The following is a 22,981-nucleotide window of genomic DNA, read 5'->3' on the forward strand; positions in this document are numbered from 1 at the left end:
GCGGAGTGTCAGTCAATTATTCAGTGACTGACACTCCGCCTTCGCGAGCAAGCCCGCTCCCACATTTTGATTCGGTTTACATCCCGGGATTTTCGGCGTTTCAGCCTTTGATTTCCTGGTAGCGCTTCTCCAGCTCCTGGCGGATCTGCCGACGCTGCTGAGCCTGCACGAACCGGCGTTTGTCTTCACTGTTGTGCGGTTGCAGTGGTGGGACGGCGGCGGGTTTGCGCTGATCGTCCACGGCAACCATGGTGAAGAAGCAGCTGTTGGTATGGCGCACCGAGCGCTCGCGGATGTTCTCGGTCACCACTTTGATGCCCACTTCCATCGACGTGTTGCCGGTGTAGTTGACCGACGCGAGGAAGGTCACCAGCTCACCGACATGGATCGGCTCGCGAAAAATCACTTGGTCTACCGACAACGTCACGACATAACGGCCGGCATAACGGCTCGCGCAGGCATAAGCCACTTCGTCGAGATACTTGAGCAGGGTGCCGCCGTGGACATTGCCTGAGAAGTTGGCCATGTCAGGGGTCATCAATACCGTCATCGACAGCTGGGCGTTTCCGGGTTCCATAGCACACTCACGGGTTTGTAGGCATTGGTTGGGGAGGCACCTCTGCGGGTGCTGGAATCTTTTGCAGCGCCATCCCTAACGGGACGCCGGTGGGCGGCTGGTCGTCACGCCTGCGCCGATCTGTTTCCATATATTGCACCGGCTTTCTGTTGGAAGTCGCGGTGTTAACCTTCAAAAGCCCATCTCAGGGCATTTCTTACGATCAAGGCAGACTTTTCCTTCCGCGCTTTGCGACCGAACAAAGGCGCGTGTGGAAGTGGGAAAAGCGCCAGTACCCTCAAGGAGCCCCTCGCCATGCACGCCATCAGCTTTATCCAGGACCTGGCCGTGATCATGTTGGTGGCAGGGGTGGTCACCATCCTGTTTCACCGGCTCAAGCAACCGGTGGTGCTGGGGTACATCGTCGCCGGCTTTATCATCGGCCCGCATACACCACCGTTCGGCCTGATCCACGACGAAGACACCATCAAGACCCTGGCCGAACTGGGGGTGATCTTCCTGATGTTCTGCCTGGGCCTGGAGTTCAGCCTGCGCAAGTTGTTCAAGGTCGGCGCCACGGCGTTTATCGCGGCGTTCCTGGAAATCATCCTGATGATCTGGATCGGCTACGAAATCGGCCGCTGGTTCGACTGGAACACCATGGACTCGCTGTTCCTCGGCGCGATCCTGGCGATTTCCTCGACCACCATCATCGTCAAGGCGCTCAACGACCTCAAGATGAAGAACCAGCGGTTCGCCCAGCTGATCTTTGGCGTGCTGATCGTCGAAGACATTCTGGGCATCGGCATCATCGCCTTGCTGTCGAGCATTGCCGTCAGCGGTACGGTCAGCTCCGGCGAGGTGTTTTCCACTGTCGGCAAGCTCTCGCTGTTCATGATTGTCGCGCTGGTCATCGGCATTTTGCTGGTGCCGCGCCTGCTCGCCTACGTGGCCAAGTTCGAAAGCAACGAGATGTTGCTGATCACCGTATTGGGCCTGTGTTTCGGCTTCTGCCTGCTGGTGGTCAAGCTGGAATACAGCATGGTGCTGGGCGCCTTCCTGATCGGCGCGATCATGGCCGAGTCCCGTCAGTTGATTAAGATCGAGCGCCTGATCGAACCGGTTCGCGACATGTTCAGCGCCATCTTTTTTGTGGCAATTGGTTTGATGATCGACCCGCAGATTTTGCTGCAGTACGCCTGGCCGATCGCGGTAATCACCGTGGCGGTAGTGCTGGGCAAGATGTTGTCCTGCGGCCTGGGTGCCTTTATCGCCGGTAATGATGGCCGCACCTCACTGCGTGTAGGCATGGGGCTGTCACAGATTGGCGAGTTTTCCTTCATCATCGCTGCGCTGGGCATGACGTTGCAGGTGACCAGCGACTTTCTGTATCCGGTGGCCGTAGCGGTGTCGGCGATTACCACGCTGCTGACGCCTTACCTGATTCGCGGTGCTGACCCGCTGTCGTTGAAGATTGCGGCGGTCATGCCCAAGCGCATGAGCCGGGTGTTTGGCATGTACGGCGAATGGCTGCGCAGCATTCAGCCGCAGGGTGAGGGCGCGATGCTGGCGTCGATGATCCGCAAGATCATCCTGCAAGTGGGGGTGAACCTGGCGCTGGTGGTGGCGATCTTCTTTGCCGGCAGCTACTTCGCCGTGCGTATTGGCGGGTATCTGGAGGGCTGGATCAGTGACCCGAGCTGGCAGAAGGCGTTGATCTGGGGTGGGGCGTTGCTGCTGTCGCTGCCGTTCTTGATCGCGGCGTACCGCAAGCTCAAGGCGCTGTCGATGCTGCTGGCGGAGATGAGCGTAAAGCCGGAGATGGCCGGGCGGCATACCCAGCGTGTTCGGCGGGTGATCGCCGAGCTGATTCCGCTGTTGTCGCTGTTGGTGATCTTCCTGCTGTTGGCAGCCTTGTCGGCCAGCATTCTGCCGACCAACAAGTTGCTGGTGCTGATCGCCGTGGTCACGGCGGCGGTGGCGGCGGTGCTCTGGCGGTGGTTTATCCGCGTGCATACGCGGATGCAGGTCGCCTTGCTGGAGACGCTGGATAACCACAAGGATTCGCCGGAGCACTAACTAGTGCGGCATGGGGTGAGCGCGCTTGTTGTGGCAAGTGAGTTTATTGTGGCGAGCGAGCTTGCTCGCGTTGGACTGCGCAGCAGTCCCAAAAAGCTCACCTCGCCACACCTGAAAGAACCCATGTGCCGGGCTGGGGCTGCTTCGCAGCCCAACGCGAGCAAGCTCGCTCGCCACAAAGTCTTGCCGCCACAATAAGGCTCGGTTAACACCCAAAGCCCTTCTGCACAGGTATCAGCTTTCCAGCCAGACGTCCCGCGCCCAGTGCCATACCGATTCCCAGGTTTCTTCGGTGACCAGCTCTTCTTCGCCCGACCACAGCACCACGGTGCCGTCTTCTTCGACGCAGTAGTAGTCGTCGCCGTCCTGGCAGATCGGGATCATGCTGCGGTCAACGCCGGCATCCCAAGCGTTGGCGGCAACGTCCGGCAAGTAGGTGTGCGATTGCGGGTCGGTGACGGTCACCGGCTCCAGGCTGCCGTAGACCACGTCGCTGACGGTCAGCAGGAATTCGCGGAAGACAAACGGGATGTCGATGAACAGCTGTTCTTCGATTTCCACCAGTTGGTCTTCGTCAGGCAGTTCCAGAGGAACCGGGACCGGTTCGTTGGCTTCACGCAATTGTTCGATGATTTCTTCCACGGCCGGGATCCTCTTGCTAGATGGCGCGGTTTATAGGGGCGTTTTATACAGTAGCTCGCTATAAGTGCAACCGTGAAATAGAAATCCCGGCGTCAGCACATTGCCTGTGACAACGGCGGACTAGAACTGTTTCTCCAGTTTTAGGCTGATGCTGTTTTTGTCGTAGGAGTAAAGCCAGTCGATATTGCTCTGCACCTTGCTGTATTTGACCGTGAGGCTGGGAACGATGTCGTACACCGCCAGGCGCGGCGCACGCAGAATGAAGGTGTAGCCTTGTTCTTCGTCATAGCGTCGGTCATCGAGGATTGCGCTGTAGGCATCGTACTGACGCTGACGGTACGAGGCGAAAAGGACTGCGCTGACGCCGAGGTCAAAGTCCTTGGCGACCCCCAGGCGTACGCCTTTTTGCAGGTAGGCCGCCGTGCGGTCGCGGGTGTTACGGTCGGTGATATCGACGCCGCCGAACACCGTCCACTGGCGCGGCAGCACTTGAAACAGCGTGGCGTACACCGACCGGGTGCCACCGTCGAGGTTGCTGTTGATCTCGTGCTTGTACGCCATGTCCTTGTAGTCGCCTTCGAGCTTGAACATGCGCGTGGCGGACAAGGTGTGCATCCACTCACCGTGCAGCCCCCAGGCGCTGTACATGGCATTGTCGCCAATGGTGTTGAACTCGTACGACGGCCCGAACGCGTACTGGTTGCGCGCGTCGTGGTAGCTGTAGCCGGCGTTGTTGATCACCGTGCCTTCGTTGTACATGCTCTCTTTTTCGTAGGCCTGGCCATACAGTAATGAGCGTACGAACAACCCATGGTGGCCGCTGATCGCCACGCGTTTGTTGAGCGTGGCTTCGTAGTCCTGGCCATGGGCAGACACGGCCTTGGGCAGCGAGCGTTTGACCAGGATGGTTTGCTGATCGGTGACGAAGCGGTAGGTCACGGTACTTTCGGAAGACTGGTTGAGGTTGTCGCTCCAGGTCGGGCCGATGGCGAAGGAGCCTTGCCAGTCTTCACGGTGGTCGAGCGCCTGGATAAAGCTGTCGACCGTCTTGCCCAGGCCCATTGCCTGTGCGTCTGACGGGCTGAGGCCGGTGCTGATCTGCTCGAACCCGACTTTGGCGTCGCGGTCCTTGCGATTTTCGAACTGTACCCGCGCCAATTCCAGGCGGCCGGGCAGGAAGTCGGGTTGTAGGGCGAGCAGTTCGCGATAGTCGCTTTCTGCCTGGTCCAGATCGCCGTCGGCGCGGGCCAGGCCGCCATTGGCGTAGGCGGTGAGCATCGGGTCGTGGCCGGGCAGGGCGGTGTAGCGTTTGAGATAGTCGCGGGCCTGGGGCCATTGCTGACGCTGGACGGACACGTACACCGCGCGGCCCAGCTCATCCAGGTTGTTGCCGACGGTGTAGGTCTGGCCGTCGATGTCCAGCAGTGGCGCGCTGCCGTCGCTGGGCAGTTCATCCTTGAGCAGCTCGCGCTCCTGTTTGTTGGCGCGGTACTCGATGGTCTGGTTAAGACGCAGGGTGGTGTCCTGGTCGGCGGCGAACACCGCCGGGGCCATGAACAGCAGCAAAGAAAAGGGCAACAGGTGCAGCGTGAGGGGGCGCTTGCAGTAGGGCTGGGGCATTACCGGGCTCTCGGAATCGCTTCAAAACGCCAAAAGCAAGTGCCTGACCGTCAGGCACTTGCTTGCGGGTGCTACATCAGTTCACGCCGCGCTTACTTGGCTACGCCGCCGAAAGCGGTGTCGTAGTCGCGGTTGGCGAACTTGGCGATACCGGCCAGCGACGCGGTAGAACCTGCGCCGAAGAAGCTGCCTTGGGTGGTGCCGGTGGACAGCAGGCCGTTGGTGGTGGGGTTCAGGGCTGCTGCGGAGCCGCTGAAGGCGGCGGTGGTGGTGTTGATGTTGGCGTTCACCGCCACGCGCAGGTTGGCGTTGGCGATCGAACCGGTCAGGGTCGGCGAGGCCGTGCCGAAGGATGCGGTCAGGTCGCCGGACAGCACGTTGGCGCCGGAGTAGTTGTTGATGCCTTGTACCGCATAGGTCACGTTGGCAGTTGGCAGTACGCGGCCGGTGGTGTCGCCGGAGTAGTACACGACGCGGGTCGGGTCGTTGTGGGTGCCGTTCTGCGACCACTCGCCGTAGTACACCTGCTGCGTGGCGACCTGTTTGAAGTCAAAGTTGCCCAGCGCCGCATGGGAGGCTGGCATCATGGCCGGGGTGATCGTGGTAACGCCGTTGGCGTCCGTGGCAACCATGCCTTTAAGGCCGCTGAAGCCTACTTTTGCACCGCCGTAAAACGCCAGGACGCCAACGGCCGGCTGGCCTGGAGTGCCAGGGTGGTTCACGGTACCCGTGCCGCCAGTGCCTTCAACGACAATTGCGCCGGTATAACTTTGCCCCGAAGAAACATCTGCTTGAGCAACGCCAGCCAAACCAAGAAGAGCCACTGCCAATACTGTGTAGTTGAAAGTTTTCATTTCATCATCCATTGAGTGAATTTAATTAAGTCAACACGTCAAGCATCTGCCAAGTTCTCTTAGCCTCCCATGGTGCACCTCACAAGTTAGAACGTAGTGGTAAAGCCGATTTTCAGTGTTCGACCCGGTGCGGGCATGGCCGAACGGGTTAAGGGATCGATGTAATAAAGGTTGCTCAAGTTGGTGCCGGTCAGTTCGATGGACGCGTCATCCGTCAACTTGTAATTGACGTACGCGTCGTAGGTAATAATGCTGTCCCACGACATCGGTGTATTGATGTAATAACTGACCATCGCGCTGTCTGGGTAATTACTGTAGAACTTGCTTTGGTGCTGACGGTAATAAATCGCGCGCCCGCCAACTTCAAGTTTGCGATTAAAGAAGCGCGCGCCCAGCCCCAGGTTGGCCGACCATTCCGGCTGGGCCATGCTCACCAGGTAACCGCCCACAAAGCCGTCCTCCACACAATTGGGCGTGCTGCCGTTGGTGCTGATCGCGACGGCCGAGTCTTCGTCACAGACTTTGTTTTTCAGCACATGGGCGATGCTCAGGTCGGTAAACACACGGCCGTTGTCGTAACGCCCCTGGAACTCCACCCCGGAAGTTGTCTGTTTCTCCAGGTTACTGAAGCGTAACTCCGGGCTGCGCTCAATGACGTTCTTGATGGTGTTGTGGTAATAAGTCAGTTTTATATCGGCGCGTTCACTGCCGCCCCAGCCCGCTAGGTTATGGATATACGCGGCTTCATAGTTATACGCATGTTCGGGCTCCAGCCCCCAGGGATTGACCGATGAAGAAAAGCCAAGCGTACTTTCAAACATGCTGGGGTAACGAATAGCTTCGCTATAACGGAAATACACTCTGCCGTTTTCCGAGGTGTAAAAAGTGGCGGACACATTGGGTGCCCAGTCACTGTCCTTCTGGTGTTTAGCACTGACATCTTTTTGATAGCCGATGTTATTGCCGGAGGCACTGCACGCGATGATGTTTTCACCTGCATTCAAACCATTGATGCAGGGGTTGTTGGCGCGCGAGTATTTGCCTTTTCCGTTACTGGCCCAGTTCGCTTGATGCTGGGTGTCCTGAACACGCGGCGTGTCTTGCTTGATCTGTTCTATTTCTTGCAGGCGCTGGGCTTCCGGAATGCCGAACATGTCCCAGAAGAACTGGTTGGCCGCGACTTTCTGATCGACATCGGCTTGCCACTCGGCCGTGCTCAGCGTTTTTCGGGTGGTGTAACTGACGGTCCTGCCGGACTCCACGAACTGCGTGGTGACCCCGGTGCTGTCCTGGGTTTGCTTCAAGTAATCATCAAACGCCCAATACGACGAATACCGCGCGCCTGCCGTGAATTTGGCGAAGGTCACCGGGCGCCAATCGAAGTTGAAGTTGTACTCGCGCTCATCACGACGCCCGGCCCGTGGGTTCATGCGCAAGGTGTCGAAGATCGCAGGATCGTAATAGTCATCCTTGGAACTGAGCTTTTCATGCTGGTAGCTGGCGCCGAGGGTCAGGTCCAGGCTGTCGAGCATCTTGAATTTATTGCTTAGGGTCACCCCGGCCCGGTCATGCTGGGCGTTGGCCACAGCGGTGTTCCTGAACTGCGGGTTGGCCGCGCTGGTGGCATTGGGCACGCCGCCGCTGGTGTAGGTATCGCTTTGAGTGTTGGTGGCCCAAAAGTTGGAATAGAAATCCACCCACGGGTTGTCCTGGGGCTTGAGGTTGTATTCCAGGTTGTAGGCTTTGCTCTGTACATGGCTCAGGGGCCATTGCGGTACGCCGCTGGTTTCGGCGTCGAACTGGTCGCCGGGGCGGAAGAACGAGATACGCGACGGCATGATTTCGCCGTACAGCGAATCGGTGTCGCGGTAGCCGAACTCCAGGGATTGGTCCTCATCGATCTTGAGTTTGGCCTTGGCCAGCCAGGACTCCATCTTGCTCGAGGTATTGGGCACTTCATCGCCCGGCTTGTAGATATTGGCCAGGTTGGGGATGTAGTCGAACTGGCCGTTGATCTGCTTGCCGGTGGAGTAGAAATCGGTCTTGTTCTTGCCCGCGTAGTGGTTGCCTTTTTCGCGGTAGGCGTAGGCGGCAAGCAGCTCGAATTTTTCCTGGCGAGTGCCAAGGGCCAGGCGATAGGCCGTGTCGTCGCCGGAGAACAGGTTGTTGTCGCGCCCTGTGCGCGGGTGTTTGTAAAGCGACGGGTCGTAGTAGGAATAGATCGGGATGTACTGGTAGTCGGCAGGCGGACTTTGCCCGGTCATCAGCGTCGGCAGCTTGGGGGACACCGCGTTGTTGCTGGCTTCCATTTTCAGCTCGCCACCGTACTCCTGGCCTTCCTTGAGGATGTCATCCACGTTCAGGGTGTTGGCCACCACCGCACCGCCGACGCCGCTGTAGACGTTGCGTTCAAGGTTTGGCCCCTTGAGCACCTTGATGCTGCCAATCAGGTTGGGGTCGATGTAGTTACGGTTGTTGGCGCCCATGTAACCGCGATACACCGTCAACGCCTGTTCGGTGCCATCGATGGTCAGCGGCACGCGGCCGGGGCCCTGGATGCCGCGTACGTTCGGGTCCAGCGCGCCACTGTTGCGGCCGTCGCCGCTGTAGACGTTGAGCATGCCCTTGAACATATCGGCGGGCGCGGCGCCTTTGTAGCGTTCGATCTGCTCCTTGCCGGAGTAGACCGAGGAGGTGTCCTGGTCGTAGACGTCGTTGTAGCCCTTTTCGTCGCGCGACTCCTTGCCCTCCATGCCGAGCACGTAGATCGGCGCCAGGTCGCCTTGCTGGATGGCACTCGTGCCTTGCGCGGATTGCACCTGGATGACAGGCCGCTCAGGCTCGCCGACCAGGCTGTAGGTGACGGCCTGATTGGCCAGCAATTGCTGCAATGCGGCGTCCAGGGAGAGTCGGCCCTTGACCGGGTTGGCGTTGCGACCGGTGAGGTCGTTGCTGCCCAGGTAGAGTTCCACGCCTGCCTGACGTGCCAGCAGCACAAGGCCGGCATCCAGTGAGGACGCGGGCACATCGAAGTCGTGATAGCCGCCACGAGTTTGGGCGTGTGACGCGCTGGGCACGAAGTTGCCCCGCGTGGAGCTGATATCTGCAGCATTGGCGCACAGTGCAAAAACCGCCAACTGAATGCCCAGGCTCAGTTGCGTGCGGTTTATCGCTTTGCGCTTCTTGTTCTTCTGTTGCATGTGCAAAGCCGGCCTCACTAAAGCAAATAAGAGTTATTCACATGTAGTAGAAACGCAGCAGCCACACAAACGCGATAGATCGATATGATCTATGTATCAGGATTTATATGAATATGCAGAGTGGGCGCGGCGTGGCGCCGATCGTCAATAGATCAGCGTCAGGCCGGGCAGGTCGAGTACGCGCCCGTGGGCCTGGTCCGCCAGGCGCTTGAGGGCGTCGTCGAGATGATCCAGGCGCATGACAGCGCTGATACGAACATCGCTGAGGGCGTCGCCTTTCACCATCACCAGGCCCGGACGATAGCGATTGATACGGGTCACGGCATCGCTCAGACGTTCGCGTTGGAAGACCAACTGGCCCTCCTGCCAGCTGGCCAGCTCATCGGGGCGAGTATTGAGCGGCACAATGCCGGTTTTCGGACTGAAGCGCAGGCTGTTGCCTTGCTCGAGTTGCGCCGAGCCCGCCGCATCATCGCGTTGCTGGGGCGTCAGATTGACTTCGACCTGATGCTGCAACACCCCGACCCAGCCTTCGCGGTCCTTACCCACACCCACCAGGTAGCGTGTTCCGCGGGCGGTGATATCGGCGCCGGGGGCGCGCACGGTAAACGGACGCCGCTCCTGATCACTGACCGGCGCCGGCGTAAACACGGCTTCGCCCTGGCTCAGGCGCACAAGCCGGGTTTGCTCGTTGTAGGCAATGCTCAACAGGCTGTGGCTGCCCAGCTCCACGCGGCTGCCATCCACCAGCGTGATCTGGCGGGTTTCACCGAAACCGGTGTGGTAATCGCTGTTCAGGGATTTTAACCAGAAGGGCGGGGCCAGCCACATCCAGCAACCCAGTGCCAATGCGACCACGGCACCACCGGCGGGCAGCGGCCGGCGAGTCCAGCGGGCACGCGCTGGGCGTTGGGGTTTTACGTAGCCGGTACGGCGCTTGAGCATGGCGGTTGCTTGCCAGGCGCGATCAGCTCGGCTTGCGGCGGCGGCATGCCGGGGGTCGGCCGCCTGCCAGCGCTGGAAAGCCTCCAGCTCACGGGGCGAGAGCTGTCCTTGGCGGTGACGCATCACCCAGTCGGCAGCGTTGCGCTCTACCGGGTCGATAGTCTGAGGGGAGTCGTTCACGGTTCTGACTGGTTACCTTCTTGCGTCCTGGAATACCCAAGGCTTAATCCTCTGAGTCGGGATCGAGTGCCTTGCCGATCCTGGCCAGTGCCATCGCCATGTGTTTTTGTACAGAGCTTGTGGATATCCGTAAATAGCGGGCGGTCTCTTTGTGCGTCATTCCTTCAACGCGGCAAAGCATGAAGATATCACGGGTGCGCTCCGGCATCCGTTCCAGCAGGCTTTCCAACTGCTCCATCGCCAGGGCATCGAACGCCAGTTCTTCGGGGCCGCTGGCCTCATCCACCAGGGTCGCGAAATAAGCCGCGGCGTCGTTATCGAAGCGCTTTTCGCCGTAGCGCCGATGATGGTCAATCATGAGGTTGTGCGCTACCCGAAACAGATAGGAAGGCGCGCAAAGAATGCGCTCCAGATTCTCCAGCTGGGCGATGCGCAGGAACGTGTCCTGCACCAGGTCCGACGCCAGGCTGGGGGAGCATTTTTTGCGCAGCAGATAACGATGCAGCGCAGAGGCATGTTGATTGAACAGTTTTTCCAGCACGGCGGCACGTTCCTATGCTCGGGCAGAACCGGGAGAGGACACGAGTATAGTGAGAACCGTTCTCATTAATCCAGCAAAACTGTTCAAAGCTTTTGGGCCGACAAAAAAAGACCCCGGCTGCGTATTTCCTTTACAGGTAATACACAGCCGGGGCTGTTTACAGCACGCTCAAGGCGCTACGCGGTCAGCCGTTCTGGCGGATACCGGCAACCAGCCATGGCTGGTTCTCGCCTTGGGCACGTTCCATGTTCCAGCTTTCGCTGAACACTTCGCCCTGGTCGAAACGCGAGGTCTTCGACACACCGCTGAAGGTCAGGGTGGCGATGGTCTTGTCGGCGCGATCATCCACACCTTCCAGCTGTACGCGCAGGTCGTCGATGTAGGTCGACTGGAACGCGTCGCCGATCTCGGCACGCTCGCGCTTGAGGAACTCCAGCAGTTGCGGGGTCACGAACTCGGAGATCTTGTCCATTTCGTTGGCATCCCAGTGCTGCTGCAGGGACTGGAAGTGGCTGCGGGCCGCTTCGACGAAACGCTCTTCGTTGAACCAGGCCGGTGCGTTGATCACCGGGCGGGCAGCGGCAGGCGCTGCCGAACCACCGAAGATCGAGCCCATGGCTGGCTTCTGCTCGAACACTTCACGCTGCATCGGCGCGCCGGCCGGAGCCAGGTGCTCCTGCTGCTTGCGGCGACGGGCGGCGATAAAGCGGAAGATCACAAAGGCGATGACCGCCAGGATCAGGATGTCGAAGATCTGCATGCCCTGGAAGCCGCCGCCCATGAACATGGAAGCGAGCAGGCCACCGGCCGCGATACCGGCCAGAGGGCCCAACCAGCGCGAAGCACCGCCGGCCTTGGCAGCGGCGCCTGCAGCACCGGCTGCGCCTGCGGTTGCAGCTGCACCGCCCATGCCACCGGCGGATGGAGCCATTTGGCTGGTCTGGTGAGTCGGCGCCGAGCCCATGCTTTTGCCGCCACCGAAGCGTTTGGCGTTGGCGTCGAGGCTCATCGTCAGGCCGATGCACAACGCCATGGCGATGCTAAGAAAACGTTTCATATAGGGAATTCCCATTTGTGGATTGCACGCGCGCCATGTTGCACAGGTGTAGTGACAGTGGCTAGCGGCATAATGTTTCGGGCTTTTGCGTAAGACCAATTCGGATTGGTTTGTAGGACTTATTACAGATATTGGCCCGCGCTCGTTAAAAACAAGGGCGGGCCATTAACCTTCATGTAGGCAAATGTTTCAGACGGCTTCGAGCTTCGCGTAGCCCATCATCAGCCACTTGCTGCCTTCGGCGAAGTTCACCTGCACGCGTGCCTGGGCGCCGGCGCCTTCGAAGTTGAGGATCACGCCTTCGCCGAAGATCGCATGCTTGACCTGCTGGCCCAGGCTGAATGGAGTTTCCGGAATCTCTGAGCCAGCGAACATGCTGCTGGAGTTCTGCTGCTGGCCGCCGCCGAACGGGCGGCTGACGCTGTTGGACAGGCGCACTTCCTGGATCAGCCCCTTGGGCACTTCACGTACGAAGCGCGACACCTTGTTGTAGGTTTCGCTGCCGTACAGGCGTCGGGTCTCGGCGTAGGTCATCACCAGGTTCTGCATCGCCCGGGTGATGCCCACGTAGGCCAGGCGGCGTTCTTCCTCAAGGCGGCCGGGCTCTTCCAGGCTCATCTTGTGCGGGAACAGGCCTTCTTCCATGCCCACCAGGAACACATAGGGGAATTCCAGGCCCTTGGCGCTGTGCAAGGTCATCAACTGGATGCTGTCTTCATGCTCGTCGGCCTGGGTATCGCCGGCTTCCAGCGAGGCGTGGCCGAGGAAGGCGGCGAGCGGAGTCAGCTCTTCGTCTTCCTCGGTGTTTTCGAACGCCCGCGCGGCGCTGACCAGTTCCTCAAGGTTTTCTACCCGGGCCTGGCCTTTCTCGCCTTTTTCCGCTTCGTGATAGGCGATCAGCCCGGACTGTTCGATCACGGTCTGGGTCATCAAGTGCAACGGCATTTCTGCGCACTTGGCGGCCAGGTTCTCGATCAGCTCGACAAACACACCCAGCGCGCCGGCAGCACGGCCGGTCAGGCCTTTATTGGCGATCAGCAGGCGCATGGCCTCCCACATCGACACATCGGCATGGCGCGCGTGGTCGCGGATCGCTTCAACGGTTTTCTCACCGATGCCGCGCGCCGGGATATTGATCACCCGCTCCAGCGCTGCATCGTTGCCACGCCCTTCGAGCAGGCGCAGGTAGGCCATGGCGTTCTTGATTTCCGCGCGCTCGAAGAAGCGCTGGCCGCCATAGATGCGGTACGGAATACGTTCGCGCAGCAAGGCTTCTTCCAATACCCGCGATTGGGCGTTGGAGCGGTACAAAATCGCGATGTCGCTGCGCGCCAGGCCGGTTTTCAGCGCGCTTTCGATGGTTTCTACCACGTAGCGCGCTTCATCGTGCTCGTTGAACGCGGCGTACAGGTTGATCGCTTCGCCTTCGCCGCCGTCGGTCCACAGCTCTTTGCCCATGCGCCCGGTGTTGTTGGCGATGAGGGCGTTGGCAGCCTTGAGGATCCCGGCGGTGGAGCGGTAATTCTGCTCCAGGCGGATAGTGATCGCGTCCGGGAAGTCGTCGGAATACTGGTAGATGTTCTCGATTTTCGCGCCACGCCAGCCGTAGATCGACTGGTCGTCGTCGCCCACCACCATCAGGCTGTCGCCGCCCTTGGCCAGCAGGCGCAACCAGGCGTACTGCACGGCGTTGGTGTCCTGGAACTCGTCCACCAGGATGTGCCGGAAGCGTTTCTGGTAATGGGCCAGCAAGCCCGGGTTGTCGCGCCACAGGTCGAGGGCGCGCAGCAGCAGCTCGGAGAAGTCGATGACGCCGGCGCGCACGCAGGCCGCCTCGTAGGCTTCATAAATGCTGCGCATGGTGGCCAGGAACAGATCGCCGCTGGCTTGAATGTGCTGCGGGCGCAGGCCTTCGTCTTTCTGGCCGTTGATGAACCACTGCGCCTGGCGCGCCGGCCAGCGTTGCTCGTCCAGGCCCAGCTCGCGGATCACGCGCTTGACCAGGCGTTGCTGGTCGTCGCTGTCCAGAATCTGGAAGGTCTGGCTCAGGCCGGCTTCCTGCCAGTGCGCCCGCAACAGGCGGTGCGCCAGGCCGTGGAAGGTGCCCACCCACATGCCGGCCGGGCTGATGCCCATCAACTGCTCGATGCGGTGGCGCATCTCGGCAGCGGCCTTGTTGGTAAACGTCACCGACAGGATGGAGTGCGGGGACGCGTTTTCAACCTGGATCAACCAGGCGATACGGTGCACCAGCACTCGGGTTTTACCGGAGCCAGCACCGGCCAGGACCAACTGACGGCCAACGGGGGCTGCAACAGCCTGGCGTTGGGCATCGTTGAGGGAATTCAGCAAAAGAGAGAGATCATCGCGCATCGGCGCATTCTAGGGGCCTAAGGGGGCCCGGGCAAATCCCAATGCCGGGTGGTCGGCGGAAAATATTCCGGGTGATGACTGGTCGGTCAACGGCCGCAGCCCCCGTCGCGTCTCGCTCAAGCCGTCTGGCCTCTGGGTTTGCGGTGGCTGAACGTGCGGTTTTTATGACGTGGAGCAGTTTGGCGCAAGCGCTTGCTTGTGTATGCTCCGTCGACGTTTCGGGCTCACCATTATAAGAACACTGCCTATGACCCTCAGTCCTGATCTGTTCGGCCCCTCGGTGGCGCCTGCGCAGGTTATCCGCAAACATTACGCCACTCAGATGGCGGTCGAGCGCACACGCCTGCTGTATCAAGGCTCGCTGCTGCCGACCTTGTTGATGTTGGTAAACGGCCTGGTCTGCGCATGGCTGCTCTGGAACCCCAAGCAATACCTGCTGGACAGCATCTGGCTGGTCTGGCTGCTGGCGCTGGTGGCGATGCGGGTCATCCAGGTGGCCGCCTTTGATTCGGCCATGCCCAGTCGTCAGGCCCAGCCGGTGTGGGGGCGCATGTTCATGCTGGGTTCGGCGGTCAGCGGCCTGACCCTGGCCACCGCCGCCATCGCCCTGGTACCGGTGGACAGCTTTATGCAGCAAGCCTGGGTCTTCGGCCTGATCGGTGCCGCGACGTTGTCGGCCAGCGTGGCCTATGCCGTGAGCCTGCCAGCGTTCCTGTCCTTCGCCGTACCGTGCCTGGTGCCGGCCATCGCGTATCTGTTCTGGAATGGCGCGCCGCAGCAGCAAGGCTGGGGTGTACTTGGCCTGATCCTGCTGGGGTCCCTGAGCGTGGTGGCGTGGCAGGTCAACCGTTTGACCCAGCGCGGGCTGTTGCGACGTTTCCAGAACCAGGCGTTGATCGAGCATTTGCAGCAGGCGCAGCAGCGTAGCGAGCAGTTGAACCAGGACCTGGTGCGTGAAGTCGAGCAGCGCCGGCAGGTCGAACAAGAGTTGCGTGAGGCACACATCGGCCTGCAGGACCGCGTGGCGCAACGCAGCCAGGAACTGGATGCCACCAGCCTGGCCCTGAATAAGAGTGAAGCGCGCCTGGCCATGGCCCTGCAAGCCAGCGAGCTGGGCCTGTGGGACTGGAACCTGCAGACCGACGAGGTTCACCACACCCAACTCAAGGAGCTGTTCGGCCTGGAGCCCGAGTACGTTACGGCGATGCTCAGCCACCTCAAGCCGCGCCTGCACCCCGACGATTTGCCGCTGCTCAAGCGCGCGCTGGTGGAACACCTCAAGGGGCGCAGCGAGGACTACCTGGTGGAGTACCGCGTGCGCCATGGCGATGGCCACTGGGTGTGGATCGAAGACCGCGGCCGCGCCGTCGAACGTGCGCCCAGCGGCCGGGTCACGCGCATGCTCGGTACACGCCGCGACATCAGCGCCGGCAAGGCCCTGGAAGAACAGCAGCGTCTGGCATCCACCGTTTTTGAAGCCGCCAGCGAAGGGATTGTGATCCTTGACCCGGACTACAAACTGATCGCCGTCAACCAGGCCTTCAGCCGTGTCACCGGCTTTGATATCGACGACATGCTGGGCCGCAACGTGGTGGAGTTGCCCAGCAGTCGTGACGCGCGTCGCCACTTCCCGGTGATCCGCCAGGCGTTGCTCAGCCACGGCACCTGGCAGGGTGAACTGGTGGAAACACGCAAGAACGGCGAGTTGTACCCACAGTGGCTGCAACTTAACGTTGTGCGCGATGTGCGCGGAAAAGTCAGCCATATCGTGGGCTTCTTCGCGGATCTGTCGGCACGGCGCGAGTCCGAAGAGCGCATGCGCTACCTCACCCACTACGACGAGCTGACCGGCCTGGCCAACCGCTCGCTGTTTCGCGAACGCCTGCGCGAGGCTCACCAGCGCGTGCGTCAGGGCGGGCGCAGCCTGGCGTTGCTGCACATCAACCTCGACCGCTTCAAGTTGCTCAATGACAGCCTCGGCCATGAAGTCGCCGACCAGCTGTTGCAGAAAATGGCGCGCCGTTTGATCAATGCCTTGCCGGAAGCCGACACCATTGCGCGCTTGTCCGGCGATGAATTCGCGGTGCTGTTTGACGCCTACGGCAACCTGTCGAGCCTGGCGCGCGTGGCCACACGCTTGCTGGCCAAGCTACGGGTGCCGGTGACGGTGGAAGGGCATGAGTTGGTGGTCAGTGCCTCGATGGGAGTCAGCCTGTTGCCGGACAATGCGCGGGAAATTTCCGCGTTGGTCAGCCAATCGAACATGGCCATGCAGCACGCCAAGCACTTGGGCGGCAATAATTTCCAGTTCTATACCGACAGCCTGCAAGCCAGCACGCTTGAGCGTTTGCAGCTGGAGAACCACTTGCGCAAGGCCATCGAAGAGCGCCAGCTCACGGTGTTCTACCAGCCCAAACTGTGCCTGGCCACCGGCAAGCTCAATGCGGCCGAGGCGTTGATCCGCTGGGAGCATCCACAGTGGGGCATGGTGCCGCCGGGGGACTTTATCGGCCTGGCTGAAGAGACCGGCCTGATCGTGCCGCTGGGCGAGTTCGTGTTGCGCCAGGCGTGTTGGCAGGCTTGCGAATGGCAGCGCCAGGGGCTGGCGCCGATCCGCGTGTCGGTGAACCTGTCGGTGCATCAGTTGCGTCAGGGCAAGCTGGTCAGCCTGGTGCGCCAGGTGTTGGAAGAGACCGGGCTGGACCCGCAATACCTGGAGCTGGAGCTGACCGAAAGCCAGCTGCTCGACAGCGTTGAACACATCATTGCGACCTTCCAGCAATTGCGCGACCTGGGCGTGAAGCTGGCCATCGATGACTTTGGCACCGGCTATTCGTCCCTCAGTTACCTCAAGCGCATTCCCGTGGACTACGTGAAGATCGACCAGACCTTTATTCGTGGGCTCGGCCAGGGGCGAGAGGACGCGGCCATTACCCGGGCCATCATCGCCATGGCGCACGGCTTGGCGCTCAAAGTGGTGGCCGAAGGGGTGGAGGATCAGCAGCAGTTGGATTTCCTGCGCGGGGAGCGCTGCGATGAGGTGCAGGGCTACCTGATCAGTCGGCCGATGGCGGCAGAAGGGCTGGCAGATTTGTTACGGAAAAATGCAGATTTTCCCTAGTGGCGCGTCGCAAGCCCCTGTGGCTACAACCTGGCTGCCCTTAGATTCAAAGGCGGGCAGGGCGATTTAGTGACGCATCGGGCGGGTAAAAGGCTAATTCTTGTAGTATAACTACAAGCTTGCTACATCCCTGGCACCTGCCAATAACAAGAGTCCTGCCCTTTGAACCTGTTGCAACATATCGCCCAGTCGCGCCACCTGTTACGCAAATCGGAACTCAAGGTTGCCGATCACGTGCTGCTTGACCCTGCGGCTGTGATGCACAGTTCCATGGCCGACCTGGCCCACAGCGTGGGCATCAGTGAGCCGACCATCGTGCGCTTCTGCCGCGCCATCGGTTGCTCCGGGTTCCAGGATTTGAAACTCAAGCTGGCACAGAGCCTGGCCGCCGGTGCCAGCTTCGGCCAGTTTGCGATCCACGAAGACGACTCTGTCGCCGACTACAGCCTGAAAATCTTCGACACCACCCTGCACACCTTGATGGAAGTGCGCGAGAAGCTCGACCCGGTGGAGCTGCAAAAAGCCGTGACGGCCATGTCCCAGGCCCAGCGCGTCGAGTTCTACGGCTTCGGTGCCTCCGGTGCAGTGGCGGCGGATGCCCAGCACAAATTCTTCCGGTTGCTGCTCACGGCGGCGGCCTACAGCGACCCGCATATGCAAGCGATGTCGGCGGTGACCTTGAAGCCCACCGACGTGGCGATCTGCATTTCCCAGTCGGGCCGTTCCAAAGACCTGCTGATCACCGCCAACCTGGTGCGTGAAAGTGGCGCGACCCTGATCACCTTGTGCCCGAGCCAGACGCCGTTGGCGGAACTGTCCACGGTCAACCTGGCGATCGACGTGCACGAAGACACCGAGATCTACACGCCGCTGACCTCGCGTATTGCTCACCTGGTGGTGATCGACGTGCTGGCGATGGGCGTGGCCATGGCGCGCGGGCCGAGCCTGGTCAACCACCTCAAGAGTGTTAAACGCAGCTTGCGCAGCCTGCGTCTCTCGCCCAAATCGGTCAAAGCCCTCGACGACTGACTACAGTCCAAACCCATTCCAAATGTGGGAGGGGGCTTGCCCCCGATTGCAGTGTGTCAGTCACTGAATGTTTTGGCTGATACACCGCTATCGGGGGCAAGCCCCCTCCCACATTTGCATCTCCTGTGTGCCCAGAATCTTCACCAGGCTGTCATCGCCGTGTCATCCCCCAAGCCCATCCTGAACTCCCCCGTACTCGCATTGGGAGACTCCAAATGGCCCGGCACTTTGAAGACAGCAACAGCTCCGTCAAGACCCGTCGTCAGCAGGAAGACCAACGCCGCATGGCGTTTCGTCGTGCAATCGAAGATCGCTGTGACGAGCGCCAACTGCTGCAAAGCATCAGTGACTACCCGGAACTCCACTGGCAGGCACCCGTGGCTGCCCAGCGAAACGTTCAGCCAACGCGCTGATCTGTAGCCGCTCACTGCGAATAAAGCCCAGGAACGCATGGGCCACCGGTGACAGGCGCTTGGCCTTGGCCTGCACCAGGCACCAGCTGCGGTACAGCGGCAGTTCCTCCACCGGCAGCTCCTTGAGCCCGCCGGTGGCCAGTTCCATGTTGACCGCATGGCGCGTCAGCAAGGCCACGCCCAGGCCCGCGCACACGCATTCACGCTGCGCCTCGGCCGAGGCCACTTCCACCGTCTGGGTGAAGTGCACGCGTTTCTCCTTGAAGTACTCCTCACACGCCAGCCGCGTGCCGGAACCCGGCTCACGCAGCAGCAGCGTGTAAGGCTCCAGGTCCTGCAGGCGCAGCGGCCCTTGCAGGCTCAATGGATGGTCGGGCGGCGCCACGGCGACGATCGGGTTGTTGAGGAACGGCAAGAACTCCAGGCCCATGTCCTGGGGCACCATGGACATGATCACCAAGTCGTCGCGGTTGTCCGACAGCCTGCGAATCACCTGCGCGCGGTTGACCACGGTCAGGTGCAACTGCACCTCCGGGTGCTGGCGCTTGAAGGCGGCAAACAGGTGCGGCACGAAGTATTTGGCGCTGGATTCGATCGCCAGCTTCAACTGGCCTTGCAGCGAACCTTGCATGTCCGACAGCTGCATATCGAGGTTTTCCAGGCGCCCGAAAATATCCCGGCTGGCCCGTTGCAGGGCTTCGGCAGCCTCGGTCATGTAGAGCTTTTTGCCGACGTAATCGAACAATGGCTGGCCGATCAGCTCTTCCAGCTGGCGAATTTGTAGGCTAACGGCCGGCTGTGTGAGGGACATTTCCTCGGCTGCACGGCTGTAAGAGCGCAAATCACAGACTTCATTGAAAATCTGCAACTGACGCAATGTCATACGCATCAATGACTTACGCAATATTTAAGCCCTTTCTTCCGAGACCGTTCGGCCAACTATAAGTCTTTGCTTATACACAACCCAATTATTATTGATTTTTGTTAATCCCTGCTGAGGCTTAGTGTGTGTCTCGCGACTGTCATGAAACATTTGGTCACGCGCCGACCCGGGTCTAGCGGGTCGAAAAACGCAGCAATCGGCTCAAGGGAATTTCCAAGTGATAAAAAAGATCCTGATCGCCAACCGTGGTGAAATTGCCGTACGAATCGTGCGTGCCTGCGCCGAGATGGGCATTCGCTCGGTCGCGGTCTATTCCGATGCCGACCGCCATGCGTTGCACGTCAAACGTGCCGACGAAGCTCACAGCATTGGCGCCGAGCCCCTGGCCGGTTACCTGAATCCGCGCAAGCTGGTGAACCTGGCCGTGGAAACCGGTTGTGATGCACTGCACCCCGGTTACGGCTTCCTGTCGGAAAACGCCGAACTGGCGGACATCTGCGCCGAACGGGGGATCAAGTTCATTGGCCCCTCCGCTGAAGTCATCCGCCGCATGGGCGACAAGACCGAAGCGCGCCGCAGCATGATCAAGGCCGGTGTGCCGGTTACCCCTGGCACCGAAGGTAACGTCGCGGATATCCACGAAGCCCTGACCGAGGGCGACCGCATCGGTTACCCGGTGATGCTCAAGGCCACCTCCGGTGGTGGCGGTCGCGGTATCCGCCGCTGCAACAGCCGTGAAGAACTCGAACAAGCCTTCCCCCGTGTGATTTCCGAAGCCACCAAGGCTTTCGGGTCGGCGGAAGTGTTCCTGGAAAAATGCATCGTCAATCCCAAGCACATCGAAGCGCAGATCCTCGGTGACAGCTTTGGCAACGTGGTGCATCTGTTCGAGCGCGATTGCTCGATCCAGCGGCGTAACCAGAAGCTCATCGAAATCGCGCCAAGCCCGCAGCTGACGCCTGAGCAGCGCGCCTACATCGGCGACCTGTCGGTGCGCGCCGCCAAGGCCGTAGGCTACGAGAACGCTGGCACCGTGGAGTTCCTGCTCGCCGAGGGCGAGGTGTACTTCATGGAAATGAACACGCGGGTGCAGGTGGAACACACCATCACCGAAGAAATCACCGGCATCGATATCGTTCGCGAGCAGATCCGCATCGCGTCCGGTCTGCCGCTGTCGGTGAAACAGGAAGACATCCAGCACCGTGGTTTCGCGTTGCAGTTCCGCATCAACGCCGAAGATCCGAAGAACAACTTCCTCCCCAGCTTCGGCAAGATCACCCGTTACTACGCACCCGGCGGTCCCGGCGTGCGCACCGACACGGCGATCTACACCGGCTACACCATTCCGCCGTACTACGACTCCATGTGCCTGAAACTGGTGGTGTGGGCGTTGACCTGGGAAGAAGCCATGGACCGTGGCCTGCGAGCCCTGGATGACATGCGCCTGCAGGGCGTGAAGACCACCGCCGCCTACTACCAGGAAATCCTGCGCAACCCGGAATTCCGCAGTGGCCAGTTCAACACCAGTTTTGTGGAAAGCCACCCTGAGCTGACCAACTACTCGATCAAGCGCAAACCCGAAGAGCTGGCCCTGGCCATCGCCGCCGCCATCGCCGCCCACGCAGGCCTGTGAGGAATACAACAATGACTAAGAAGATTTTCGTAACCGACACCATCCTGCGCGACGCCCACCAATCGTTGCTGGCGACCCGCATGCGCACCGATGACATGCTGCCGATCTGCGACAAGCTCGACAAAGTCGGTTACTGGTCCCTGGAAGTCTGGGGCGGCGCGACCTTCGACGCCTGTGTACGCTTCCTCAAAGAAGACCCGTGGGAGCGGCTGCGCAAACTGCGCGCCGCGTTGCCTAACACGCGTCTGCAAATGCTGCTGCGCGGCCAGAACCTGCTGGGCTACCGCCACTACAGTGACGACGTAGTCAAGGCGTTCGTCGCCAAGGCCGCCGTGAATGGCATCGACGTGTTCCGCATCTTCGACGCCATGAACGACGTGCGTAACCTGCGCGTGGCCATCGAAGCGGTGAAAGCCGCCGGCAAGCACGCCCAAGGCACCATCGCCTACACCACCAGCCCGGTGCACACCGTCGAGGCCTTCGTGGCCCAGGCCAAGCAGCTGGAATCCATGGGCTGCGACTCGATCGCGATCAAGGACATGGCCGGCCTGCTGACCCCCTACGCCACTGGCGAACTGGTCAAGGCACTGAAGGCCGAGCAGAGCCTGCCGATCTTTATCCACTCCCACGACACGGCGGGCTTGGCCGCGATGTGCCAACTCAAGGCCATCGAAAACGGTGCCGACCACATCGACACTGCTATCTCCAGCTTCGCCTGGGGCACCAGCCACCCAGGCACCGAGTCGATGGTCGCGGCCCTTAAAGGCAGCGAATTCGACACTGGCCTGAGCCTGGAACTGCTGCAAGAGATTGGCCTGTACTTCTACGCGGTGCGTAAGAAGTACCACCAGTTCGAAAGCGAATTCACTGCCGTCGACACCCGTGTGCAAGTCAACCAGGTACCGGGCGGGATGATTTCCAACCTGGCCAACCAGCTCAAAGAGCAGGGCGCCCTCAACCGCATGAGCGAAGTGCTGGCCGAGATCCCGCGTGTGCGTGAAGACCTCGGCTTCCCGCCGCTGGTGACCCCGACCTCGCAGATCGTCGGCACCCAGGCGTTCTTCAACGTGCTGGCTGGTGAGCGCTACAAGACCATCACCAACGAGGTGAAGCTCTACCTGCAAGGCGGCTACGGCAAAGCCCCGGGCACCGTGAACGAGAAACTGCGTCGCCAGGCCATCGGCAGCGAAGAGGTGATCGACGTACGCCCGGCCGACCTGCTCAAGCCGGAAATGACCAAGCTGCGTGGCGAAATCGGCGCGCTGGCCAAGTCTGAAGAAGACGTGCTGACCTACGCGATGTTCCCGGACATCGGGCGCAAGTTTCTTGAAGAACGCGACGCCGGCACCCTGGCCCCTGAAGTGCTGTTGCCGATCCCGGAAGCCGGCGGCGTGGCGCGTGCCGGTGGCGAAGGTGTACCGACCGAGTTCGTCATCGACGTGCACGGCGAAAGCTACCGCGTGGACATCACCGGTGTCGGCGTGAAAGCCGAAGGCAAGCGCCACTTCTACTTGTCCATCGACGGCATGCCCGAAGAAGTGGTGTTCGAACCGCTCAACGAGTTCGTCAGTGGCGGCAGCAGCAATCGCAAGCACGCCACCGCGCCGGGCCATGTCAGCACGGCGATGCCGGGCAATATCGTCGACGTGCTGGTCAAGGAAGGCGACGTGGTCAAGGCCGGCCAGGCCGTGCTGATCACCGAAGCCATGAAGATGGAAACCGAAGTGCAGGCAGCTATTGCCGGCAAGGTCACCGCCGTTCACGTGGCCAAGGGCGACCGGGTCAACCCGGGTGAAATCCTGATTGAAATCGAAGGCTGATACAGCCTTCGACACTACCGCTTAATCCTCGGGGG

The 22,981-nt window shown here is 60.7% G+C and carries 16 protein-coding genes; 6 read left to right on the forward strand and 10 right to left on the reverse strand.

Annotated features, from left to right (window positions below; translation table 11 throughout):
• Positions 1-100: 100 nt before the first annotated feature.
• Entirely contained in the window at positions 101-577 is a 477-nt protein-coding gene (locus tag GIW02_RS03905; protein ID WP_017739034.1) for an acyl-CoA thioesterase, read from the reverse strand.
• Positions 578-871: 294 nt separating this feature from the next.
• On the opposite strand from GIW02_RS03905, the gene GIW02_RS03910 reads away from it, so the two are divergent.
• Positions 872-2,635: a cation:proton antiporter gene (locus GIW02_RS03910; RefSeq protein WP_236419940.1), complete on the forward strand. Its 1,764-nt coding sequence runs from the start codon at positions 872-874 to the stop codon at positions 2,633-2,635.
• A 234-nt stretch (positions 2,636-2,869) separates the two neighbouring features.
• Here the strand turns inward: GIW02_RS03910 and GIW02_RS03915 are convergent, their stop codons facing one another.
• The 8 genes from GIW02_RS03915 to uvrD all read right to left on the reverse strand — a co-directional run bounded on the left by GIW02_RS03915 (position 2,870) and on the right by uvrD (position 14,047).
• Complete coding sequence (locus GIW02_RS03915; protein WP_017739032.1) at positions 2,870-3,277, reverse strand: SMI1/KNR4 family protein; 408 nt, start codon at positions 3,275-3,277, stop codon at positions 2,870-2,872.
• A gap of 120 nt (positions 3,278-3,397) precedes the next feature.
• Positions 3,398-4,897 carry a surface lipoprotein assembly modifier gene (locus GIW02_RS03920; protein WP_236410492.1) on the reverse strand — a complete coding sequence of 500 codons (1,500 nt, stop codon included), beginning with the start codon at positions 4,895-4,897 and terminating at the stop codon, positions 3,398-3,400.
• A 92-nt stretch (positions 4,898-4,989) separates the two neighbouring features.
• Entirely contained in the window at positions 4,990-5,751 is a 762-nt protein-coding gene (locus tag GIW02_RS03925; RefSeq protein WP_236410491.1) for a Slam-dependent surface lipoprotein, read from the reverse strand.
• A gap of 86 nt (positions 5,752-5,837) precedes the next feature.
• The gene (locus GIW02_RS03930) at positions 5,838-8,951 is read right to left on the reverse strand and encodes a TonB-dependent receptor domain-containing protein (RefSeq protein ID WP_236410490.1); all 3,114 of its coding nucleotides are present in this window, start codon (positions 8,949-8,951) and stop codon (positions 5,838-5,840) included.
• A gap of 144 nt (positions 8,952-9,095) precedes the next feature.
• The gene (locus tag GIW02_RS03935; RefSeq protein ID WP_236410489.1) at positions 9,096-10,076 is read right to left on the reverse strand and encodes a FecR domain-containing protein; all 981 of its coding nucleotides are present in this window, start codon (positions 10,074-10,076) and stop codon (positions 9,096-9,098) included.
• Between the two features lie 43 nt (positions 10,077-10,119).
• Positions 10,120-10,617, reverse strand: a complete 498-nt coding sequence (locus GIW02_RS03940) for an RNA polymerase sigma factor (RefSeq protein ID WP_236410488.1) — start codon at positions 10,615-10,617, stop codon at positions 10,120-10,122.
• A 184-nt stretch (positions 10,618-10,801) separates the two neighbouring features.
• On the reverse strand, positions 10,802-11,674 hold the full coding sequence (locus GIW02_RS03945; RefSeq protein WP_236410487.1) for a Tim44 domain-containing protein: 873 nt from the start codon (positions 11,672-11,674) through the stop codon (positions 10,802-10,804).
• A gap of 189 nt (positions 11,675-11,863) precedes the next feature.
• Positions 11,864-14,047 carry a DNA helicase II gene (uvrD, locus tag GIW02_RS03950; RefSeq protein ID WP_236410486.1) on the reverse strand — a complete coding sequence of 728 codons (2,184 nt, stop codon included), beginning with the start codon at positions 14,045-14,047 and terminating at the stop codon, positions 11,864-11,866.
• Between the two features lie 247 nt (positions 14,048-14,294).
• Between uvrD and GIW02_RS03955 the strand changes: the two genes are divergently transcribed.
• The 3 genes from GIW02_RS03955 (at position 14,295) to GIW02_RS03965 (ending at position 18,610) form a co-directional block, all read left to right on the forward strand.
• Entirely contained in the window at positions 14,295-17,168 is a 2,874-nt protein-coding gene (locus GIW02_RS03955; RefSeq protein ID WP_236410485.1) for a GGDEF domain-containing phosphodiesterase, read from the forward strand.
• A gap of 162 nt (positions 17,169-17,330) precedes the next feature.
• A complete protein-coding gene (gene hexR, locus GIW02_RS03960) occupies positions 17,331-18,197 on the forward strand; it encodes a transcriptional regulator HexR (RefSeq protein WP_010168370.1) in 867 nt (288 codons plus the stop codon).
• Between the two features lie 215 nt (positions 18,198-18,412).
• On the forward strand, positions 18,413-18,610 hold the full coding sequence (locus GIW02_RS03965; RefSeq protein ID WP_236410484.1) for a PA3496 family putative envelope integrity protein: 198 nt from the start codon (positions 18,413-18,415) through the stop codon (positions 18,608-18,610).
• Here GIW02_RS03965 and GIW02_RS03970 read toward each other — a convergent pair.
• Positions 18,540-19,514, reverse strand: a complete 975-nt coding sequence (locus GIW02_RS03970) for a LysR family transcriptional regulator (RefSeq protein WP_101273658.1) — start codon at positions 19,512-19,514, stop codon at positions 18,540-18,542. The two genes, GIW02_RS03965 and GIW02_RS03970, sit on opposite strands and share 71 nt — an antisense overlap.
• A 196-nt stretch (positions 19,515-19,710) precedes the next feature.
• Between GIW02_RS03970 and GIW02_RS03975 the strand changes: the two genes are divergently transcribed.
• Both GIW02_RS03975 and oadA read left to right on the forward strand, forming a co-directional pair.
• Positions 19,711-21,126, forward strand: a complete 1,416-nt coding sequence (locus tag GIW02_RS03975) for an acetyl-CoA carboxylase biotin carboxylase subunit (RefSeq protein ID WP_236410482.1) — start codon at positions 19,711-19,713, stop codon at positions 21,124-21,126.
• Positions 21,127-21,137: 11 nt separating this feature from the next.
• Positions 21,138-22,946, forward strand: a complete 1,809-nt coding sequence (gene oadA / locus GIW02_RS03980; RefSeq protein ID WP_236410481.1) for a sodium-extruding oxaloacetate decarboxylase subunit alpha — start codon at positions 21,138-21,140, stop codon at positions 22,944-22,946.
• Positions 22,947-22,981: the final 35 nt, after the last annotated feature.

The sequence above is a fragment of the Pseudomonas syringae genome (assembly GCF_021606685.1).
GTDB lineage: Bacteria > Pseudomonadota > Gammaproteobacteria > Pseudomonadales > Pseudomonadaceae > Aquipseudomonas > Aquipseudomonas syringae_R.

What these genes read in the sequence shown, in the direction of transcription:
- GIW02_RS03905 (WP_017739034.1), bottom strand. Translation starts at nt 577, where the DNA reads ATGGAACCCGGAAACGCCCAGCTGTCGATGACGGTATTGATGACCCCT.
- GIW02_RS03910 (WP_236419940.1), top strand. Translation starts at nt 872, where the DNA reads ATGCACGCCATCAGCTTTATCCAGGACCTGGCCGTGATCATGTTGGTG.
- GIW02_RS03920 (WP_236410492.1), bottom strand. Translation starts at nt 4,897, where the DNA reads ATGCCCCAGCCCTACTGCAAGCGCCCCCTCACGCTGCACCTGTTGCCC.
- GIW02_RS03925 (WP_236410491.1), bottom strand. Translation starts at nt 5,751, where the DNA reads ATGAAAACTTTCAACTACACAGTATTGGCAGTGGCTCTTCTTGGTTTG.
- GIW02_RS03930 (WP_236410490.1), bottom strand. Translation starts at nt 8,951, where the DNA reads ATGCAACAGAAGAACAAGAAGCGCAAAGCGATAAACCGCACGCAACTG.
- GIW02_RS03945 (WP_236410487.1), bottom strand. Translation starts at nt 11,674, where the DNA reads ATGAAACGTTTTCTTAGCATCGCCATGGCGTTGTGCATCGGCCTGACG.
- uvrD (WP_236410486.1), bottom strand. Translation starts at nt 14,047, where the DNA reads ATGCGCGATGATCTCTCTCTTTTGCTGAATTCCCTCAACGATGCCCAA.
- GIW02_RS03955 (WP_236410485.1), top strand. Translation starts at nt 14,295, where the DNA reads ATGACCCTCAGTCCTGATCTGTTCGGCCCCTCGGTGGCGCCTGCGCAG.
- GIW02_RS03965 (WP_236410484.1), top strand. Translation starts at nt 18,413, where the DNA reads ATGGCCCGGCACTTTGAAGACAGCAACAGCTCCGTCAAGACCCGTCGT.
- oadA (WP_236410481.1), top strand. Translation starts at nt 21,138, where the DNA reads ATGACTAAGAAGATTTTCGTAACCGACACCATCCTGCGCGACGCCCAC.